The organism is Terriglobia bacterium, from assembly GCA_032252755.1.
Lineage (GTDB): Bacteria > Acidobacteriota > Terriglobia > Terriglobales > Acidobacteriaceae > JAVUPY01.
On record JAVUPY010000085.1, the window covers coordinates 1 to 19,090 of the forward strand.

The window sequence follows — 19,090 nt, forward strand, 5'->3', positions numbered from 1 at the left end:
ACGGCGTCCGCGGCGTTAATGAACGGCTGAATGAGTTCCATCCTCATTGTGCTTCTCCTGTTCCGGCGGCGGCAGATGCGACGGCGACGGCGTCTTCGCCCATGACGTACTTGATGACCTCGTAGAGAACCTCGGGCTTGACGGGTTTCTGCACGAAGTGGCGCGCGCCTTTTTGCAGGGCAGCGACAATGTTCTCCTGGTAGCCAACCGACGAGACCATGACGACGCGGGCGTGCGGATGCTGCCGAACGATGCGCTCGGCGGCCTCGATGCCCTCCATCTGTGGCATGGTGATATCCATGAGCACGATGTCGGGCGTGACCCGATCGTATTCGGTGATGGCGGTGCAGCCGTCACCGGCCTCGCCAGCCACCTGGCCGCCGAAGGTCTCGATCATGCGAGTCAGGTTCTTGCGCGCGAAGACGGAGTCGTCGACGACGAGATAGCTGACCGGTTGACGGTCCCTGGTTCTAAGAAGAGCGGGAAATTGCTCCATAACCTGTGTCCTCAGTTTCAAAACTTCCCTCAGGGGCTGAAGCCTCTGAGTTACTGCCCCTTCGTGGTGTAACTAATGTCGTGCACTTACCATTCATCCCAATCCGGCACGGCTGAAGCCATGCCCTTTCAAAGCACTTAAACCTTCGTCAGCACGCGCGAACGTTCGGCGCACTGGGCTACTAATGTGTTTGCCAAAGCGTCGAGTGGAACTACGCGCACGACCGAGCCACGATCAATCGCGGCGCGCGGCATTCCGTAAACGACGCAGGATTCCTCGTCCTGGGCGATGGTCATTCCGCCCATCTTCCTGATTTCGCCGAGAGCATCGGCACCATCTTCGCCCATCCCGGTCATGATGAGGCCAACGGCATCGCGGCCGAATTCATGGGCGACGGAGCGATAGAGGACATCGACAGATGGGCGATGCCCATTGATCTTCGGTTCCTCGGAGAGAACAACGATGTTGCCTAGAGGCATGCGTTTGACGCGCATGTGCCGGTTGCCGGGACAAATGAGCGCACGTCCTGCGAGCAGGAGATCGCCGGAAGCGGCTTCCTTAACGTCAATGGCGCAGCACTCATCCAGACGGCGCGCGAAAAGTTCGGTAAAGCCCTCCGGCATGTGCTGCACGACGACGATCGCGGCAGGGAAGTCTGCCGAGAGTTGCGAAAGCACATATTGAAGGGCGTTGGGGCCGCCGGTCGAGACGCCGATGGCGACGACGCGTCGCGCAGGCAGGCGCTTTTCCGGGGATTTCTTGTTGCGCCGACTAGTCGGGACCTCGGGTTGTGCTTTGGAAATTCGCGTTTCCGCCGCGACCTTGATCTTGTTGATGAGGTCAGTCGCGATGGCATCCATGTTCGCCGAGAGGGCGTCATGCGGCTTGGCGACGAAGTCGAAGGCCCCCAGCGCGAGAGCTTTAAACGTTGCGCTGGCGCCCTGGGTGGTGTGCGCGCTGACGACGATCACCGGAGTTCGGGACTGGCGCATGATGGCGCGGAGAGTCTCCATGCCGTCCATTCGCGGCATTTCGAGGTCGAGAGTGATGACGTGGGGTTGCAGTTCCTCGATCTTCTTTAGCGCGAATGCGCCGTCCATGGCGGTGCCGACAACGTGGATGGAACTGTCGCGCTCGATGATTTGCGGGATAAGCTTGCGCATCAGGGCGGAGTCGTCGACAACGAGAACGCGAAGCATTTCTTTGCTCATGCGGACGCTCCCACGGTGTTGCGTCCGCCGGAGTTGGCGCGACCAAGGCGCTCCACGACAGCGGTAAGGTTAAGAATGAGCACTACTGTTCCATCACCCAAGATTGAAGCTCCGCTAACCATTTCGGTGTCGACGTAATCGTCGTCAAGCGCCTTGATTACCAATTCTTCTTCGCCTACGAGGCGATCCACGATCAGGCCGAACTTTCTTTGGCCAAGCGAAACGACGACGATGAAGTGCCTGCGCTTGCAATTTACTGGTGGGGTTCCGATGCTCTGCAGACGAACGAGCGTGAGCACTTCATCCCGAAGCTGCATGACTTCGTGGCGGTCGACGATATGAATGTCGGGATCGGAGACGCGCGTGATTTCGAGCACGGAGGTCAAAGGAATCGCATATAGGCGTTCGCCGACGCGGAAGAGGAGGGCCTTGATGATCGCGAGAGTCAGCGGCAGGTGGAGACGGAACGTCGTGCCTTTGCCTAGCTCGGAGTGAATGCTGACGGAGCCCTTCAGGCGCTCCATGCAAGCCTTGACAATGTCCATGCCAACGCCCCGGCCGGAGACTTCGGTGACGATGTCGGCAGTGCTAAGGCCGGCTTCGAAGATGAGTTGCTGTTTTTCGGCTTCATTGAGGCGCGCAGCTTCTTCGCCGGTGATGACGCCGGTCTGGATGGCCTTGTTGACGACGCGCTGGGTATCGATGCCACGACCGTCATCGGAGATTTCGATGACGACCTGGTTGGCCTGGTGATAGGCGTCGAGCTTGATCTTGCCTTGCGGCGGCTTACCCTTGGCGCGACGCTCGCCCGGCGGTTCTATGCCATGATCGACTGCGTTGCGGACCAGGTGCGTCATGGGTTCGGCAAGAGCATCGAGAATGCTCTTGTCGAGATCCGTCGACTCGCCTTCGAGTATGAGTTCGACATCCTTCCCTTGAGTTTTTGCGACGTCGCGGACGACGCGCGGAAAGCGCCGGAAAAGCTGCTCAACTGGCACCATACGAATCTTCATGACCGAGCGCTGGAGCTTGTTCAGCACCTGCTGCTGGAAGGCCATGGCATCGACAAAACGGTTGCGCAGGGGGTCTTTGGGAAATCGGCGGGTGAACTCACCGAGCGTCTGCAGCAGCATGGATTTGCCAATGATAAGTTCGCCGACGAGGTCGAGAACGCTGTCGATGCGTTCGGCGTCGACGCGAAGAATATTTTCGGAAGGAGAGGTCAGTGATGTGGCTTTCGCCATTCGCTGAACCTGCGGAACTGGCTCGTCGGTATCGATGCCGAGGAGGTCGGCTTCGGCTTCAGGAACGATGACGGCCGGAGCCGGCGCTTTCTGTTTAGCCGGGGCGACCGGGGCCTGTAGTGTAGTGTTCGCCTCGGGTTCGGCGTCGACCTTAGCGACGTGAATTCGTGTGACGACGGCCGGGATCTTGCACTTCTTCTCGATCCATTCTTTCTCGTGATGGCTGCAGATGGCCGCTTCGATGGTTTCGACATTGGCGTTGGAGGCATTCTCGTCGGGACGCATGACGAGGATGTTGCCAACTTCCTGCATCACATTGCGCACAAGCTGGACGGCGGCGGCGCGCATCGGGTTCTGCGGATCGAGTGCAAGGGCGACATTGTATACGTGCTGGCCGCGAACGGCGCTCTTGGTGATCAGGAGCTGCTCGTACTCGCTCCAGTCGAACTTAGGTACGAGCGGCGCGGCGACGGCAGCCTTCTCTGGCGACGAGACGCCCTGAATCATTTCACGCAGCGAATCGCCGGCTGGGGGTTGAAGGTTGTTGCGATAGGCCGCGAGCATGGCGTCGAAAGTGTCGGCCGCGCTCAAGACCAGATCGGCTAATTGCGCGCCGGACTGTTTCGCCATCTCCGGTGTGAGGACATCTTCGAGAGCGTGTGACAGTTCACTCAACTCGCGGTAACCGCAGGCGGCGGAGTCTCCCTTGAGGGTGTGAACGGTACGGCGAACGTTGCGAACGATCTCGGGGTCGGACGGGTTCTTCTCCAGGGACAAGCCTTCCTCGTTGAGCGCCTGCAGAAGTTCCTGCGCGCTCTCGAAGAAGAGATTCCGGAGTTCGTTGATCCGTTCGTCGGCGAAGAAGTCCATGGTTTTGCCCTTACTGCCCGTTCGTCTCCAGTCGTTGATATGCGGTGCCGTTGTCCTTGTGAATCATTCGGAACTTGTCGGTCAGGCCGAAGAGACTCTCGGCGTGGCCGACGAAGAGATAACCCTCGGGGTTTAAGCAGCGATAGAACTTGTCGACGAGGCGCTTCTGCTCGGCTTCGTCGAAATAGATCATGACATTGCGGCAGAAAATGATGTCGTTGCGCTGCGGCAAGAACTCGGTCTTCAGGTTGTGGAAGTCGAAGTGGACGAGCTCCTTAACATTCTTCTTGATCGCGTACTTGTCCCCAACCTTGTCGAAATAGCGAAGGCGCGAGGTGTATTCCACGCCGTCCATGTGATGTTCCAGGTAAATGCCTTCCTGGGCTGCGCGCAAAACCGAATAATTGATGTCGGACGCGAGGATCTCCACCTTCCATGGCGGCGGGATGAGCGGCTTTGGGAAGGGCATTTCGAACGGAAGCGGATTGCGCAGGTAGTAGTATGCGAGTTCGTCGGCGATCATCATCGCCACGGTGTAGGGTTCCTGCCCGGTAGAGCAACCGGCGCTCCAAACCCGGATATTCCAATCGCGGCGTTCCTGCTTCTTGTGGAGTAGCTCTTCGAGAATCGTTTTCTGAAAGAGATCGAGTTGCGGCTTATTGCGATAGAAACTGGTTTCGTTGACGGTGAGATTTTCGAGCAGGGAACTCAGTTCAGCTTTGCCTTCACGACTGGTCAGAAGGCGATAGTAGCTGTAGAAGGAGTCGAGCGCGGTGGCCTTGAGGCGACGCTGAAGACGATCCTGCAAAAAATGCGCGCGGCGTTCGTCGAAGTACATGCCGCATTCCTGGTAGATCAGGGTCTGCAGCAGCTTCAGTTCGGCCTCGGTCAGGTTTACGGAAACAGGTTGTGTACCCATTGACTCTCGCTAGTTAAGACGCCATTGCGCCCGACTTCTAGTGCTTCATCGCTACCCACCGTCTCGCGACTTGTCGCGGGAAGAGTAGGTCACCTACGCCGCGCCAGTGTTATCGGCCACATCACCGAGTCGGCGAAGTTCGCCACGCTGCATGATCTTGCTGAGTTCCACCAGAATGACGAGGCGTCCGTTGAGTTTGCCGACGCCGGTGACATAATTCAGTTCGCCGTCTTCGAAAACATTCGGTGGCGGATCGACATCGGATGGCGGCAGCTTGAGTACCTCGCTGGCAGCATCGACGACCAGGCCAACCATCTTGGCTCCAATTTCGGCGACAAGAATGCGGTTCTTCTTGCTGGCCTTGATTTCCTTTTCGCCGAAACGCTTACGGAGATCGATGACCGGGATGATCTTGCCGCGTAGATTAATGACGCCTTCAATGTAGATGGGCGCGTCGGGAACATTGGTGATATCCATCATGCGCACAATCTCGTGCACGGACTGGATGGGCACACCGAAGGTCTCATTGCCGACGCGGAACCCGACGATTTGCATATCCTTGGCCATAGCGGACCTCGTTAGCTGCGTCCTGCGAGAGCGTACTTGCCAGAGGCGACTTTTGTTCCGTTACCGTTGCTGCCCTCGGTCAGAGCACGCTCAACGTCGAGATTGAAGCGGTCCATCGACTCGAGCATATTGCGCGCCATCTTCGACATCTGTTCGGACGAAGCGGCGAGTTCAGTCGAACCGGAAGTTTGCGCCTGAACCATTTCGCGCATGCGCTCCATGGCCTTGACGACGGCCTGGGCGCCGCTGGCCTGCTCTTCGACCGCAGAGTTGATCTCGTGCGTGATCTCGTTGAGACGACCGGTGGCTTTCGCGATCTGCGAAGAGCCGTGCGACTGCTCGTTGGTGGCGGCGCCAATCTCCTGCGCAAATTTGTAGACCTCGGTAACGACGTTGGAGATCTTCTTCAGAGCCACCGAGAGATCGTTGCCGAGCGTAAGGCCTTCGTTGACGATCGACGTGCTCTTCTCCATGTTCTCAACGGCCTTGCGGGCTTCCTTCTGAATACTCTGGATGAGTTCACTGATCTCTTTCGTGGACTGGGCGGATTTCTCGGCGAGCTTTCGAACTTCGTCGGCAACCACGGCGAAGCCGAGTCCGTGCTCTCCGGCGCGGGCAGCTTCGATCGCTGCGTTAAGAGCGAGCAGGTTCGTCTGTTCGGAGATGTCGTCGATAACCTCGATGATTTTGCCGATGTCGTCGGCACGGGTTCCGAGCGCGGCAATGATCTGGGACGAGGAACCGATGGAAGTGTTGATGCGCGAGAGGCCGTCGGTGGCCTTCTGCATGGTTCCGATGCCGGACTGAACTTCTTCGCGCGAGCGATTGGATATGTCGAGCAGGACCTTGGCAGTGTCGGCGACGCGCTGAATGCTGGCGACCATCTGGTCGATCGACGCCGAGGTTTCACTGACGCTCGACGCCTGCATCTGCGTGTTCTTCACCATGTTCTGCACATTGATTGACATCTCGTGCATGGTGCTGGTGACTTCGTCGATTGCGGAAGATGACTGTACGCTGATCTTGGCCGATTCTTCGGAGGCGTCGGCGACCTGGTTGGAGCCGGCGGCGACTTGGGCGGCGGCGTCGCGAACGGAGCGGACGATGCTGCGCAGGCCGTCGAGCATCTTGCTGAAGGCGCTTCCGAGGGTATCGCGCTTGGAACGAGGCTCGACTTCGACGGTCAGGTCGCCACGGGCAATGGCTTCGCTGACGCTGGCCATTTCCTTGAGGTAGGCAACCATTTTGGCGAAGGAGCGAGCAAGTTCTCCGACTTCATCCTTGCCGGCAACGTCAATCGTGTGCTCGAGATCGCCGGACTCGCCGATCTCGCGGGCTACGCCCATCAACTGCGATAGAGGTTGGGTAATTGACTGCGAGGTGCGGAACGCGATGAAGCCGCCCAGGCCAATGGCAAGGACGAGGAAAACGAAGGAGAAAATGCTGGTGACGAGAGTGGCAGCTTCGTCAGCTTTTTGCCGATCTTCCTGGACCTGCACCATCACATCGTTGGAATTTTTCAGCCAGGTGACCGGGTCCGCCTGGAGATAGGCGATCTGCAGGTCGGCGACGGTGGCATTGCCGGCATCAACATCCTTGCGCTTCTCGATCATCTTGGCGGCGAACTGGGAATTCCAGTCGGTTTCCATGTTGTCGAGCTTGGTGAGCGCCGCGAGTTGTTCTTTGTCAGAAGTCCTGGCTTCGGCTTGTCGAACCAGGTCACTGAGTTTGATGGTTCCGTCATGCAGCTTGTCCAACTCGCGCGTGTCACCGCTCAGGAGGTAATTCGCCAGGGTGAGGCGGTTTTGCATCATCTGGAACCGGAGTTGCTCGGTGGCGGCGGCTGCGGCCTTGGCATTGCGCTCGCGACGAATGCCGTACATGCTCACGAGAAACAAGCCGATCATGATGCAAATGATGGCGGTGAAGTTCAGGTAAAGCTTTTTCTTGATCGTCATTCCTGTTGCCTCCGGGCCGCAACTACCGGGCCCTTCTCCCTGGGTCTAATGCTTCAGGTGGCCGCGCAGTGCCGCCTGGAATCCGTAACTGCTATTGACCGGACACAAACTTGATTTCCACGATCTCGGTTGAACTCTCTTTTGCGGGTTCGTATTTCCATTTCCTGACAGCATCTTCGGCAGCGGGGATCAGAAGCGGGTGGCCGCCCAGGACCTTCATGGTTTTGACCTCGCCACCCGGCGTAACTTCGACCGACAACTTCACGATGCCTGTGGCGTTGAACTGACGGGCTAAGGGGGGATACTGAGGCGCAACCTGCTGTCTCACTTTCCGTCCGGCGTCGGCCGCCGAGACTGTATGTCCCAATAAGAGTGCGGTGCCCAATATGAATGCACAGAGCCAGAAGCTCCATTTGCGGGAAGATGACAAATTCGCCATTTCTTGCTCCTTGGTTCGTCCGTAACTGCAGAGACACAAAGAACCTACCCGTTCTCATTGCAATGGCCGTGCCAGTAAAACGGGTGGGATTACTTTCGTCACGAAGCAGAAGCTGCTCGCGTTTTCAGCAACTTAGAGGCGATTCACAGAGAGCATGGTGACGAAAGGTCATGGACGCGACCGTAGTGGCGTCTCACGGGCTGCGATTCCCCGCGAATTTCGTTTCAACTTGAGATTACTAAGGTGAAACCGATCAGGTTCCACCGGGGTTTTGTACTTGACTCATTTTGAGAATCAGCAATACTGAAACGTACTTACCTGAAACGTGCGGTTCGAGGGACCATGGCTAGTGCTTTGGGTCCGGGGACAACCCAGCCCGCTGTGTCTTCCGACGATTCATTTCAGACAGTTCTCCTGGAACTGTCGGGTGCTGCCTCGCAAGGACTGCAATTTACCGAGTTAGTTCAGCTGTTTTGCCGGTTGGTCCGGGAGAATTTTGGGGCTAGTTCCGTCTTTTGTTGGGTAGTTAAAGGCAAGGAGCTGTATGGCTTAGACGGTCATGGGGGGGATGTGGAGTTTTACCGGGGCAAACGGATGCCGCTGGAGGCAAACACTTACTCCGGTCGGGCGGTGCGGGACAAGGTGACAGTTCTGGTCAATGATGTTCCCAGCCAACCGGATGAGATCGCCCGAAAGCGGCCCGTGGGTTCGATCATGGCTGTCCCGCTTGTCCTGGGCGGACCCGTGATTGGTGTGATTGTTTTCTCTCATAAAACGAAAAAGGAATTCTTCACCGACGAACTGGCCGCTAAAGGCCAGATATTGGCCACGATCCTTGGCACGCTAATTGAGACTGCGCGGCTGAACCGGGTATCGCGCGAGGAGCGCCGGAGGGCCGAGGCGCTGACGAAATGTGCGCAGGCACTGCATTCGCGAACCGACTTGGAGAGTGTTGGGGAAGAACTTGTTAAAGATATTTGCGACCTGGTCGGAGCCCGGGCGACGGCGTTATTTCTCCGAGTGGGGAATTCGTTCCGGTTAACGTCGGTTTATTCGCACGACGAGAAATGCGCGAATGCTATACGGGAACACCACGGGAGAGGGATCTGCGCTGTTGGTGGCGGCCTTGCGAGTCGCGCTGTTGCGGCGCAGAAGCCGATGAGCGCGCAGTCGGAAAATGTGGTCGATAAGACGGCACACGCCGATGAGCTTCAGATGCTTGCGGTGCCGCTGGTTTCCGCAAGCAGTACAGGGGCGTTGCTGGTGTATCCGCATGAAGGTCACGAGTTCGAGGAGCAGGAGTTGGGCCTACTGCGGACAGTTGCCGGGTTCGGATCGATGGCAGTCAGTAATGCCGAATTGCTGCAGAAATCAGAGGCACAGGCGCGCGAGCTTCAGCAACTGGTAAGTATCACTTCAGAGTTGAGCGGGTCGGATGATCTGGACAAGTTCCTGGAGCGGTTCGTCTTGCGCGCGGCGGAGTTCCTCGGCTTTGCGCGTTCATGTATTGCGCTGCTGGAGAGCGATGGCAAGTGCCAGATGCGGTGGGCAGCGGAGAACGGCGAAGCCAGGCCGCTGCTGATTCCTATTCCGCAGCGAATCCAGAAACACGTGATCGAGGAGCGGAAAGTTTTCTGGACGGATGACGCGGAAAAACTGCCGAATCTCGACGTGGAATTTGCGACGCAGTTCAACCTGAAGCAGGGACTTGTGGCTCCATTGCTCAGTACAGCCGGGCAGTCTCTCGGAATGCTCGCGGTGCTGGACCGGAAGGATGGCGGCGGGATCCAGGAAGAAGATATTCGGCGTGCCGAGGCGTTGGCTGCAGCCGTGTCATCGGTCCTGGAGCGGATTCGGAATTTACACGTTGGGGTACAGCATCAACAGCGCAGTGAAGAATTGGTGCGGCTGGCACTGGAGGTCGGATCGAGCATTCGGCTGCCGCAATTGGCGCAGTCGCTGACGGAGCATGCCGCGCGACTTCTGGAGGCCGGCAGTGCGGCGTTGTTGCTGGCGCGCGGGAATACGCTGGAAACGATCTATATATACAAAGCGCCAGCGCTGGAAGACAAGTCGCTAGTTCATCGACTGAACATCTGCCTGACGGAGATGATGGCGCGCTCGAAAGAGGCGATTCGGACAGGCGAAGCAGCAGAGTTGCTGGGTCCAGGGATCGCCGAAAACACTGGCTGGAAGCGGGTGTCCCTCGTACGGCTTGCGAGTGCACAGGACGAGATGATTGGCGTGCTGTGCCTGGCGAATGTGGCGCGCGAGGTTACGGCGGAAGATCGCAGCCTGTTGCAGGCGATTGCGGCGCACGCATCGGTGGCACTGGATAATTCGAGGCTGTTTACGCGGATTGCGCAGAGCAACAGCCAATGGGTGGAGATTTTCGACGCGATCACGGATTTTATCGTCGTTCATGACCAGACGGATCAAGTGCTTCGGGTCAATCGCGGCATGGCGGAATTTATTGGCGTACGCCCCGCGGAGTTGGTGGGCGTGAGCATGCGTGCCCTGATGGCATTGGCGCAAGAGGTGAGCACGGAATCGTGCCCGTTCTGCCGCAGCCGAAGCGAGATTACGGACGAGTACCTGCATCCGATCCTCGATCGCACGTACCTGGTCTCGACTTCCCGCATTCACGGTGGGATGGAAGAGGGTGTCCAGACCATTCATGTGCTAAAGGACATCACCGACCGTCGCGAGGCCGAACGACGATATCGCGAACTGTTCGACAACATTCAGGAAGGATTGTTCTTCACGACGCCCGACGGGCGGTTCATTGAAGTGAACGACGCCCTAGTGCGGATGCTTGGATACGACAGCCGGGAAGACCTGCTGCAGGCAGATATTCATCGCGATCTCTATCCGACCACAGAAGACCGCAAGAGATTCACCGATGCGCTGGAGGAAAAGGGGACTCTGCGGAATTTCCAGGAAACCCTGCGGCGCAAGGATGGCTCGGTAATCTACACCTTGCAGAACGCGTTTGCAGTGCGTGACACGCAGGGTAGGGTGACGCAGTATCGCGGGCTGACGCTAGACATCACGGAGTTGAAAACCTTCCAGGCGGAATTGCAGCGGCAGCGTGACTTCAACGTCAGCATTCTGAATAACACGCAGAGTCTGATCATCGTTGCCGATACCGCGGGGCTGATCACGTTTGCCAACCGACGATGCTACGAACTGGGCGGATTTGCCGCCGGAGAACTGGTTGGCCGGCCGCTGATTGAACTGGTCGCGGTCGATAAGCGCGATGAGTTGCGCGGAGCGCTGGAGCGCGCAATTGCGGGTGAACACATCTCCAACATGGAATTGCCACTGATCCTGGCGCAGTACGGAAACGGCCAGTTCTCGCTCAACCTGAGCCCGATGCGGGATGACAGGGGCGAAGTCAGCTCGATCGTCGCCGTGATGACCGACATCACCGATGCCGCGATTTTGCAGGCGAAGTTGATGCATACGGAAAAGATGGCGGCGGTTGGACAGCTCGTGTCCGGCGTGGCACACGAGGTCAATAATCCGCTTACGGCGATTCTCGGTTTCGCGGATCTGCTTTCCGAGCAGGAGAACGTTCCGGAAGATGCGCGGCGGGATCTGCAGGTCATTATCCAGGAGGCTCAGCGGACGAAGCAGATAGTGCAGAACCTGCTGAGCTTCGCGCGGCAAATGCCGGCGCAACGGCAGCCGCTGCAACTCAATGCCATCCTGCGGCGCACGTTGCAGTTGCGGGCCTACGACTTCGCGAACCATGGCATCAAGCTCGTGGAAGAGTTGCACGAGCCAATACCGGACGTTGTCGGCGATCCACACCAGTTGCAGCAGGTGTTCCTCAATATCCTGAACAATGCGTATGACGCGGTTCGGGAAACGGGAAAACCGGGGACGATCGGAGTTCGCTCGGGGGTTCGTGATGGCGGCGTTGAGGTGATTTTCGAAGATACCGGAACGGGGATCACAGCGCCCGAGCGCATTTTCGACCCGTTCTACACGACGAAGGAAGTCGGAAAGGGGACGGGCTTGGGGCTGAGCATCTGTTATGGAATTGTGCACGAACACGGCGGAGAGATCGTGGCAGCGAATCGCAGCGATATGACAGGCGCGAGTTTCACGGTGCGATTTCCGGGAGTTGCGATGGCGCAGGCTGTCGGAGAGGGGGCCTAGATGAGCGTGGTTCCCATTACAGCGGCGCTGCCGATACTGGTGATCGAGGACGAAAAGGCGGTCATGTCCTACATCAAGATTGCGCTGGAACGGCACGGTTATAAGGTTCTGTCGATTGAGACTGGGATCGAGGCGCTGGAGCGGCTGAAGTCGGACCGGTTTCTTGGCGTTGTTTCGGACATGCGTACGCCGGGCGGAGTGGACGGCGCAGATGTGCACACGTGGATCGCGAAGAATCGGCCGGAACTGGCGACCCGGATGTTGTTTATCACCGGTGACACGGTAAACGAAGAGACCGCGGCAACATTGCGGCGAACAGGAGTTCCGTATATCGAGAAGCCGTTTCGGGTGCAGCAGTTGATCGCGGCGATCGAAAAGATCATGGGGAAATAGTTGGGGATGCCCACGCTTGCTCACTGCGGCAGACGCGAGGCACGGAGAGAACTGGGTGGGGCCAAATGACTGAGGATTTTCGAGTTCAATTCTTAATTGTTGATGACCAGCAGAGCATTCGTAAGTTATGCGTGACCATTGGTGCAAGCTTGGGGTTTTCGTGCGAGGAGGCGGAAAGCGCGGAGGCGGCGCTGCAGCTGCTGGAGACGAGCGCGCCTGACATCATTCTGGTGGATTTGCGCATGGCCGAGATGTCAGGGTTGGAGTTCCTCGCGACAGTGAAGAAGCTGTTGCCCCGGACGGAAGTCGCGATCATGACCGGGTACGGATCCATCGAGAGCGCCGTTCAGGCGATGAAACTCGGGGCCTACGACTACATCACCAAGCCGTTCCGGGTGGAAGAATTGAAGATCAGTTTGCAGCGAATGGCCGAGAAAGTGCGCCTGGTCGCGGAGAACGAATTTCTAAGGGAACGGTTTAAGGCTGAGACGGAACTGCATGGAATTGTTGGGACTCATGCCAAGATCCAGGACATCCTGCGAATCATCGCGCGGCTCAAGGACACGCGGACGCCAGTGCTGATTTCGGGCGAGAGCGGGACGGGCAAGGAATTGGTCGCGCGCGCAATTCACTTCCACGGCGCGTTCAACAAGCGGCCTTTCGTGGCGGTCGATTGCGGGTCGCTGGTACCGACGCTGATCGAGAGCGAACTCTTTGGGCATGAGAAGGGCGCATTCACCGGGGCAATCCGGGCGAAGGATGGGCTCTTTCAAGCAGCGAATGGGGGAACAATCTTCCTTGATGAGATTGGGGAGTTGCCGCTTGATATGCAGGCGAAGCTGCTGCGAGTGCTGCAGGAGAAAGAGGTTCGGCCGGTGGGCAGCAATAATAAGATGAAGGTCGATGTGCGGGTGATTGCCGCTACGAACCGGGATCTCGAAGCGGAGTACAAGGAAGGGCGTTTTCGTAAGGACCTCTATTTCCGGCTAAATGTTGTGACGGTGCACATCCCGGCGTTGCGCGAGAGGCGCTCGGATGTCCCTATGCTGGTCCAGTGGTTTCTGGACAAATACGCGGCGGAGATGAAGATAGAAGTTTCGCCCGATGCCATGAACTGCATGCTGCAGTACGACTGGCCAGGGAACGTGCGCGAGCTGGAGAATTGTGTCGAGCGGGCCGTCGCACTAGGGAACCGCGAGATTATCACCCTGCAGGATCTGCCGCCTGCCATTCGGGCGTACGAGAACCAGTTGAACCTTGGGACGGCGACGGTGACCGCTACGGATCTCGAGGAGATTGAGCGCGACACGATCCAGCGCGTTTTCGACCAGGTGAATGGTGATAAAGAAATGGCGGGAAGGCTGCTTGGGATCAGCCGCGCTACACTGTACCGCAAGATCAAGCGCTACAACATTGCGATTGAGAAAGTACGGAGCGTGGCCGCGAGGGCGTGAGACAACCGTCTCATTCTTGAGACGCGGAGTAAGTTACCAACCGGTTCATTCGCTGTAAGTCACTGAAAAATAGTGATCGGTCGTGGGCCGAGGATTTGGCCGGGTTCGTGCATCTCTGATCAGGTCGACTTGTGTCTCCGTGTGTCCCTCCGCGGGTATGCAAGCCAAAGGAGTCGATCTTGTCCAGGGACGCCTTGGCCTCAAAGCAAACCGAAACGTGTATTTCGCGGCTGGCAAAGTTCTTTCCGGACGCGACGCCGGTGCGTATCCCGGTGCGTGTAACCGGAGTGGAAGACAGCGGAGAGCGGGAGTCGGAGCAGACGGTAATTGAGTACGGTACGCCGCGCGAGGTGCTGTTTATGTCGCGGCTGCCGGTTGAGTTCGCCGGACGGTTACGGCTGGAGAACTCGGATGGTTCGTTGCGTGCCGAAGCAGCCGTCGTCGCCGTACAGGTTCACGAGGGCCGGACAGCAGTGGCGGCCCGTTTTTCAGAAGAAGTCAGCAACTGGATTGTGAAGCCGGGAGCGTAAGAAATGACAGAAAGCCCCCAGACATCCCGACTGAAAGAGATTGCGGCGGCGTGGCGTGAGGCGCGCCGTATTTATCCCATCTACACGGCGGTGATCTCGCGGTTCGAACTGCCGTTGAAATCGTGCCACCACCTCGATTCGCCGGTCGACCGGGCCGACGATGACGCGACGAAGCAGGTTCGCGAATGGCTGGAGAGCGTCGACGAGAAGATTGAAGCCGCCCAACTGCGGCAGGTGCTGCAAACGACCACGCTCGCGACCGAAGAATCGATGCAAAGCCTGGCCCAGCGATACCTGGCGAAGAACGACGCGGCGGAAGCGTATCGCGACCGGATTGAATTTCTGCTATCGCAGTATTTCTCGCAGAAGGCGACGGCGGGAGCGGCTCGGGGAATCGTCAGTCATGACGAGATTGCTAAGTCACTGGAGCCGGTAATCGGGTCAAAAAAGGATGGATCGCCGGCGTGGGTCAAGGAATTGGATGTACTACTCGCTCGGCTGGAAAAGTTCAGGTCACTGCGGGACTTCCTGACGGGCGGCGTTCTGGAGCAGGGACGGGTTCTAAAATCACGGAACTCGAGCGAGTTTGTTCAGGCGTCGGTGCTTGCGTCGATCACACGCTACAACTTCCTCGTTCGACTGAATTTCATTCGCTTACTGCACAACGACCTGGAGCGCATTCAGCGGGTAACGCGCGACCTGGTTTCGCGCGGAGTGAAGGGAATCGACTGCTCGGCGGCGGGGTTGAGCAACAACGCCTCTCCGGATGAAGTTCTGAAATTCGCGGCGAACTGGAAGGCAATTTTCCGAAAAGATTACAGCGAGCGGCAAGTCGCAACGGCGGTGGTGAAGGTTCTGGACGCGTGCGAGAAGAAACTGCGCGAAACCCCGGAGTCGGTAAAGGTCGCGCCTCTCGAGCCGCCGGAAACAAAGGAACAGGCAAGGCCGAACGAAGTCTTGGCAGCTGCGGCCGCGCCCGAGGTTCCCGAGTTCGACATATCGAAGCCACTGCCAGCAATCGCGATGCCTCCGAAGGCGGTCGGTGCCGTGGCATCGGCGAAGGCTCCCGTAGCCGCCACGGTGACTCCGGCAGCGATTCGCAATGCCGAACAACAAATCTCAAAACAACAAGCACCTGCGCCGGCCAAACCCCGCTTTGCGATGTACGAAGTACAGGAAATGATCGCGAATCAGTTGGCAGCAGCAAACCTGCAGAAAACTCACCTTGCGGTTGCGGCAGCCCAGGTAGGCGAATGCAAAGTGACGCTCTCGTCATGGGAGGTCACGGCGTTCATTAAAGAAGGAAGCGACTCGTCCGAGCTGTTGCAGCAGGCGGTCGTGGCGCGGGCGATCGTATCCGAGGTTGTGGGGCGCAAGAAGAGCGGTGCAGCTGTGCCCGACCTAAAGTCAGCGACGGTGCTGGGCCGCGCCGAAGCGGCTCGATTGCAGGAAGCGATCGCACAGGCGCGCGACGCAAAGAACATTGACGCAGCGGTGAACCTGGCGGCCACGCAGAAGCGGCTGCTGCAAATTCTGGAAGAGGCCAACAAGCTTCAGGAGAGTTAGACGTGAATGCTCCGAACGTACTGATCATTGCCGACGAACCCGATTTTGCAAAGAACCTGATGGCACGGTGGAAAGCCGAACGCTCCGAGCCCGCGTTCACGCTGATGAGTAGCGACCTGTGGAATGGCTCCAATGATGCGCAATACGAGGTAACCATCGTCGGCCCGGTGCGTAGCGGACGCCTGACGCCGGTGCTGAAATCGCTGGATACGCCGACGCGCCCAACCGTGTGCGTGGTGGACGATGCGAACCAGTTCCGAACCATTCACGAGCAGCATCCGCGGGTTCTGCTGATCCGGCAGATGGAGGGCTGGCTCGATGCGGTAGTCGCCGTCATTACCGAGGCGATTCGTCGCGTGGAAGCCCAAGGGCGTATGCGCAAAGCAGAGCAGAGCGCGGCCCAGAACCAGCGCAATGCCACGCTAGGCAAGTACATGCTCGACATGCGCCACAACCTGAACAACGCGCTGACGTCGGTGCTGGGGAATGCCGAACTATTACTGATGCAACCGGAGATACTGCCGGCACAGATCAAAGACCAGTTGCAGACGATCCACTCGATGTCGATGCGGATGCACGAGGTTCTGCAGCGGTTCTCGTCGCTGGAGACGGAGATGAATTTCGCCGAACGACATTCTCTGAATGAGACAAAGCACGCCGCGCAGAGCTTCGTGCAGGGTACGTAAGTAACCATTGGATTGGCAATAAGTGTTCAGGTTGCAGTGAGTTGCACGGATAATCGCAAGTTGAGCAGTAGTACACAAGGAATTAGCCCTGGGTGCCTGAGGTTAGTCAGAGAGTGAACGGATTGAAAAAGGTATTGATCGTCGACGATTCGCCGGCCGAGACCAAGTTGATGACGGCCTACCTGCAAGATGCGGGGTACTGGCCGGTGTCGATTCAGGATCCGACGCGATTGGAACAGGCCATCGACATTGAGCACCCGAGTTTGATCTTGCTCGACGTGGTGATGCCGCAGCGTAACGGTTTCCAGGCGTGCCGCGAACTGAAGGCTCACGCGGAGTACGGTCACATTCCGGTTGTGATGGTGACGTCGAAGTCGACGGAGAGCGACAAGTTCTGGGCTCGCCAGCAGGGCGCGGACGGATACGTTGCGAAGCCATTTACGGCGGCCGATCTGGTGGGCGAGGTAAGACGGTTTATCGGATGAGCGAAGCGCAAGACAAGTCGATGGAGAACGTACCGGTGGATCAGGAGGTCGTGAATGCGGCCGCGGTCGAGGAGCAACTGCCGGAGAAGCAGTACTGCGTCTTCCGCACTGGACGCGAACGCTTCTGCCTGGGGGTTCTAGACGTCGAAGAGGTCGTCGAGTGGCCGAAGCTGACGAAATTGCCGCTGGGTCCAGCGTTCCTGATGGGGATTTTCAATTTGCGCGGCTCGATTGTGCCAGTGATCGACATTGCGTTTACCGAGATGCGGCGTGCGGACTTGCCGCCGAAGCACGTTGTGGTCGCATGCATGAAGGGCGTTCGCGACCAGGAAGATTTGCGGCTGGGTATCGCGGCCGATGAGGTTATTGGGACGTACTCGACGAGCGAGCCTCTGCTGGTGGATGAGGCTCCGCGAGACGTTCCGCACTGCAGCGGCATGCTGCGGCACGAGGATCGCCTGGCACTGGCGCTGGACTTGAAGCGACTGACCGAGGCGTTTCCAGTGGGAGTGATCTGAAATGTGTTCTTCATTGTTCGTTCCTGGTTCTTCGTTGAACAAGAGTGGCGACGAGGGTGAACGACGAACGAACGAGGAACGAAGAACCAAGCTTTCGTGCGCAGTGCGAACTGCGTGGAGGTCGTTATGAAAGGTCGTCTTAACTCGACCGTCGCGATGCTGGCGGGCGTGAATCTTGTGGCGCTGTTCGCCGTGCTCTACCTGGCGTTCGCGGCAGGGAAGAGTTCGACAGAAGGATTTGACCTGTCGAACCCGAAGCTGCTCGGAGCAGCGGTGCTTGCGTTTGTCGTTGGCATCGTCATCTGGTACATGCTGAGCGCGAAAGTGGCTTCGCCTGTGAAGGAACTGGCCGACTACTCGGAGAAGGTTGCCGCGGGGGACTACAAGTCGCGCGTGGGAATTGACTCGGCGGACGATTTTGGTTTTATCGCCGACAACCTGAACCGTGCTTCGGAGCGCGCCAGCCGTGCCGTCTTCAACCAGGAGGCGCAGGAGAACCTGCAGCGCAGCGTGACCGACTTCCTGACCATCGTGAGCCAGATTGCTCGCGGCGACCTGACGCTTCGCGGTAAGGTGACGAACGACGCGCTCGGCAACGTGGTCGACTCGGTCAACTACATGCTCGACAACTTTACGAAGGTGCTCGAGCGCGTGCGCAAGGCCGCCATCGACGTGTCGAGCAGCGCGAACGACATCCTTGTTTCGTCGGAACAGATGGCCAACGGCGCCACGCAGCAGGATCAGGAGATCACGAACACCTCGTCCGCGGTGGAAGAGCTGACCGTCTCGATGAAGCAGGTGTCGAACAACGCCGAGGCCAGCGCGGAAGCCGCGCGCCGTGCGCTCGATGCCGCCGAGCAGGGCAACCGTGCCGTGCGCGACACGCTGGAAGGCATGCAGCGTATCCGCGCTTCGGTGCAGGCGACGGCGAAGAAGATCAAGTCGCTGGGTGACCGGTCGCTGGAAATCAGCGAAATCATCAACGTGATCAATGACATCACCGAGCAGACGAACCTGCTGGCGTTGAACGCCGCCATCGAAGCGGCGCGCGCCGGTGAGGCTGGGCGTGGCTTCGCAGTGGTGGCCGATGAGGTACGCAAACTGGCCGAGCACTCGCGCACCGCAACAAAGGACATTGCTGCGCTGATCAAGGCCATCCAGGCGGAAACGAACGAAGCCGTCGTCGTGATGGAAGAGGGAACTCGCGAAGTAGAAGTTGGAGCGCGGCTCGCCGATCAGGCCGGGAAGGCCCTGGAAGCCATTTCGAGCGTCGTGCGTCAGTCGGCCGAACTTGTGCAGGAAATCTCGCTGGCTTCGAAGCAGCAGGTGCGCGGTACGGAAGGCGTTGCGAACGCCATGCAGATCATCTCGAACATCACGCGACAGACCTCACAGGGAGCGCGGCAGACGGCGCGCACGGTCGAGAACATGGTGCACCTGAGCGAGCAGCTGAACGAAGCGCTATCGCAGTTCCGCGTGAATGCCGCGGCCGGGCCGAGAGAAGTTGCGCCGGTGAATGCGACGACTGCAGCGGCGGTAAACCGATAGCCGCGGAAAGCCCGCGCCCTCTCGCTTTGCGAGAAAGGC

Annotated in this window: 16 protein-coding genes; 9 read left to right on the plus strand and 7 right to left on the minus strand. The window is 58.4% G+C overall.

From position 1 onward, the window contains the following. Positions 1 to 43 precede the first annotated feature (43 nt). The 7 genes from ROO76_20910 to ROO76_20940 all read right to left on the minus strand — a co-directional run bounded on the left by ROO76_20910 (position 44) and on the right by ROO76_20940 (position 7,704). Complete coding sequence (locus tag ROO76_20910) at positions 44 to 496, minus strand: response regulator (GenBank protein ID MDT8070629.1); 453 nt, start codon at positions 494 to 496, stop codon at positions 44 to 46. Positions 497 to 633: 137 nt separating this feature from the next. Next, the gene (locus ROO76_20915) at positions 634 to 1,707 is read right to left on the minus strand and encodes a chemotaxis response regulator protein-glutamate methylesterase (GenBank protein ID MDT8070630.1); all 1,074 of its coding nucleotides are present in this window, start codon (positions 1,705 to 1,707) and stop codon (positions 634 to 636) included. Next, entirely contained in the window at positions 1,704 to 3,821 is a 2,118-nt protein-coding gene (locus ROO76_20920) for a chemotaxis protein CheA (protein MDT8070631.1), read from the minus strand. The genes ROO76_20915 and ROO76_20920 overlap by 4 nt, the downstream gene beginning before the upstream one ends. Before the next feature lie 10 nt (positions 3,822 to 3,831). Beyond that, positions 3,832 to 4,740 (minus strand): CheR family methyltransferase, encoded by a 909-nt coding sequence (locus tag ROO76_20925; protein ID MDT8070632.1) that lies wholly within the window; start codon positions 4,738 to 4,740, stop codon positions 3,832 to 3,834. Positions 4,741 to 4,833: 93 nt separating this feature from the next. Further along, positions 4,834 to 5,307, minus strand: coding sequence for a chemotaxis protein CheW (locus ROO76_20930; protein ID MDT8070633.1), 474 nt, complete (start codon positions 5,305 to 5,307; stop codon positions 4,834 to 4,836). Positions 5,308 to 5,318: 11 nt separating this feature from the next. Beyond that, positions 5,319 to 7,265: a methyl-accepting chemotaxis protein gene (locus ROO76_20935; GenBank protein MDT8070634.1), complete on the minus strand. Its 1,947-nt coding sequence runs from the start codon at positions 7,263 to 7,265 to the stop codon at positions 5,319 to 5,321. A 91-nt stretch (positions 7,266 to 7,356) separates the two neighbouring features. Next, the gene (locus tag ROO76_20940; GenBank protein ID MDT8070635.1) at positions 7,357 to 7,704 is read right to left on the minus strand and encodes an energy transducer TonB; all 348 of its coding nucleotides are present in this window, start codon (positions 7,702 to 7,704) and stop codon (positions 7,357 to 7,359) included. Between the two features lie 342 nt (positions 7,705 to 8,046). On the opposite strand from ROO76_20940, the gene ROO76_20945 reads away from it, so the two are divergent. The 9 genes from ROO76_20945 (at position 8,047) to ROO76_20985 (ending at position 19,051) form a co-directional block, all read left to right on the plus strand. Beyond that, a complete protein-coding gene (locus ROO76_20945; protein ID MDT8070636.1) occupies positions 8,047 to 11,871 on the plus strand; it encodes a PAS domain S-box protein in 3,825 nt (1,274 codons plus the stop codon). After that, positions 11,872 to 12,264 carry a response regulator gene (locus ROO76_20950; GenBank protein MDT8070637.1) on the plus strand — a complete coding sequence of 131 codons (393 nt, stop codon included), beginning with the start codon at positions 11,872 to 11,874 and terminating at the stop codon, positions 12,262 to 12,264. A gap of 65 nt (positions 12,265 to 12,329) precedes the next feature. Then, a complete protein-coding gene (locus ROO76_20955) occupies positions 12,330 to 13,718 on the plus strand; it encodes a sigma-54 dependent transcriptional regulator (GenBank protein MDT8070638.1) in 1,389 nt (462 codons plus the stop codon). A gap of 179 nt (positions 13,719 to 13,897) precedes the next feature. Next, positions 13,898 to 14,248 (plus strand): hypothetical protein, encoded by a 351-nt coding sequence (locus ROO76_20960; protein ID MDT8070639.1) that lies wholly within the window; start codon positions 13,898 to 13,900, stop codon positions 14,246 to 14,248. 3 nt (positions 14,249 to 14,251) lie between these two features. Further along, a complete protein-coding gene (locus ROO76_20965) occupies positions 14,252 to 15,814 on the plus strand; it encodes a hypothetical protein (protein MDT8070640.1) in 1,563 nt (520 codons plus the stop codon). 2 nt (positions 15,815 to 15,816) lie between these two features. Continuing rightward, complete coding sequence (locus tag ROO76_20970) at positions 15,817 to 16,500, plus strand: histidine kinase dimerization/phospho-acceptor domain-containing protein (GenBank protein ID MDT8070641.1); 684 nt, start codon at positions 15,817 to 15,819, stop codon at positions 16,498 to 16,500. A 122-nt stretch (positions 16,501 to 16,622) separates the two neighbouring features. Then, a complete protein-coding gene (locus ROO76_20975) occupies positions 16,623 to 16,985 on the plus strand; it encodes a response regulator (protein MDT8070642.1) in 363 nt (120 codons plus the stop codon). Beyond that, positions 16,982 to 17,503: a chemotaxis protein CheW gene (locus ROO76_20980; GenBank protein ID MDT8070643.1), complete on the plus strand. Its 522-nt coding sequence runs from the start codon at positions 16,982 to 16,984 to the stop codon at positions 17,501 to 17,503. The genes ROO76_20975 and ROO76_20980 overlap by 4 nt, the downstream gene beginning before the upstream one ends. A 126-nt stretch (positions 17,504 to 17,629) precedes the next feature. Next, a complete protein-coding gene (locus tag ROO76_20985; protein MDT8070644.1) occupies positions 17,630 to 19,051 on the plus strand; it encodes a methyl-accepting chemotaxis protein in 1,422 nt (473 codons plus the stop codon). Positions 19,052 to 19,090: the final 39 nt, after the last annotated feature.

Coding starts and splice junctions, on each gene's coding strand:
- ROO76_20910 (MDT8070629.1), bottom strand. CDS start 496: ATGGAGCAATTTCCCGCTCTTCTTAGAACCAGGGACCGTCAACCGGTC.
- ROO76_20915 (MDT8070630.1), bottom strand. CDS start 1,707: ATGAGCAAAGAAATGCTTCGCGTTCTCGTTGTCGACGACTCCGCCCTG.
- ROO76_20920 (MDT8070631.1), bottom strand. CDS start 3,821: ATGGACTTCTTCGCCGACGAACGGATCAACGAACTCCGGAATCTCTTC.
- ROO76_20925 (MDT8070632.1), bottom strand. CDS start 4,740: ATGGGTACACAACCTGTTTCCGTAAACCTGACCGAGGCCGAACTGAAG.
- ROO76_20930 (MDT8070633.1), bottom strand. CDS start 5,307: ATGGCCAAGGATATGCAAATCGTCGGGTTCCGCGTCGGCAATGAGACC.
- ROO76_20935 (MDT8070634.1), bottom strand. CDS start 7,265: ATGACGATCAAGAAAAAGCTTTACCTGAACTTCACCGCCATCATTTGC.
- ROO76_20940 (MDT8070635.1), bottom strand. CDS start 7,704: ATGGCGAATTTGTCATCTTCCCGCAAATGGAGCTTCTGGCTCTGTGCA.
- ROO76_20945 (MDT8070636.1), top strand. CDS start 8,047: ATGGCTAGTGCTTTGGGTCCGGGGACAACCCAGCCCGCTGTGTCTTCC.
- ROO76_20950 (MDT8070637.1), top strand. CDS start 11,872: ATGAGCGTGGTTCCCATTACAGCGGCGCTGCCGATACTGGTGATCGAG.
- ROO76_20955 (MDT8070638.1), top strand. CDS start 12,330: ATGACTGAGGATTTTCGAGTTCAATTCTTAATTGTTGATGACCAGCAG.
- ROO76_20965 (MDT8070640.1), top strand. CDS start 14,252: ATGACAGAAAGCCCCCAGACATCCCGACTGAAAGAGATTGCGGCGGCG.
- ROO76_20980 (MDT8070643.1), top strand. CDS start 16,982: ATGAGCGAAGCGCAAGACAAGTCGATGGAGAACGTACCGGTGGATCAG.
- ROO76_20985 (MDT8070644.1), top strand. CDS start 17,630: ATGAAAGGTCGTCTTAACTCGACCGTCGCGATGCTGGCGGGCGTGAAT.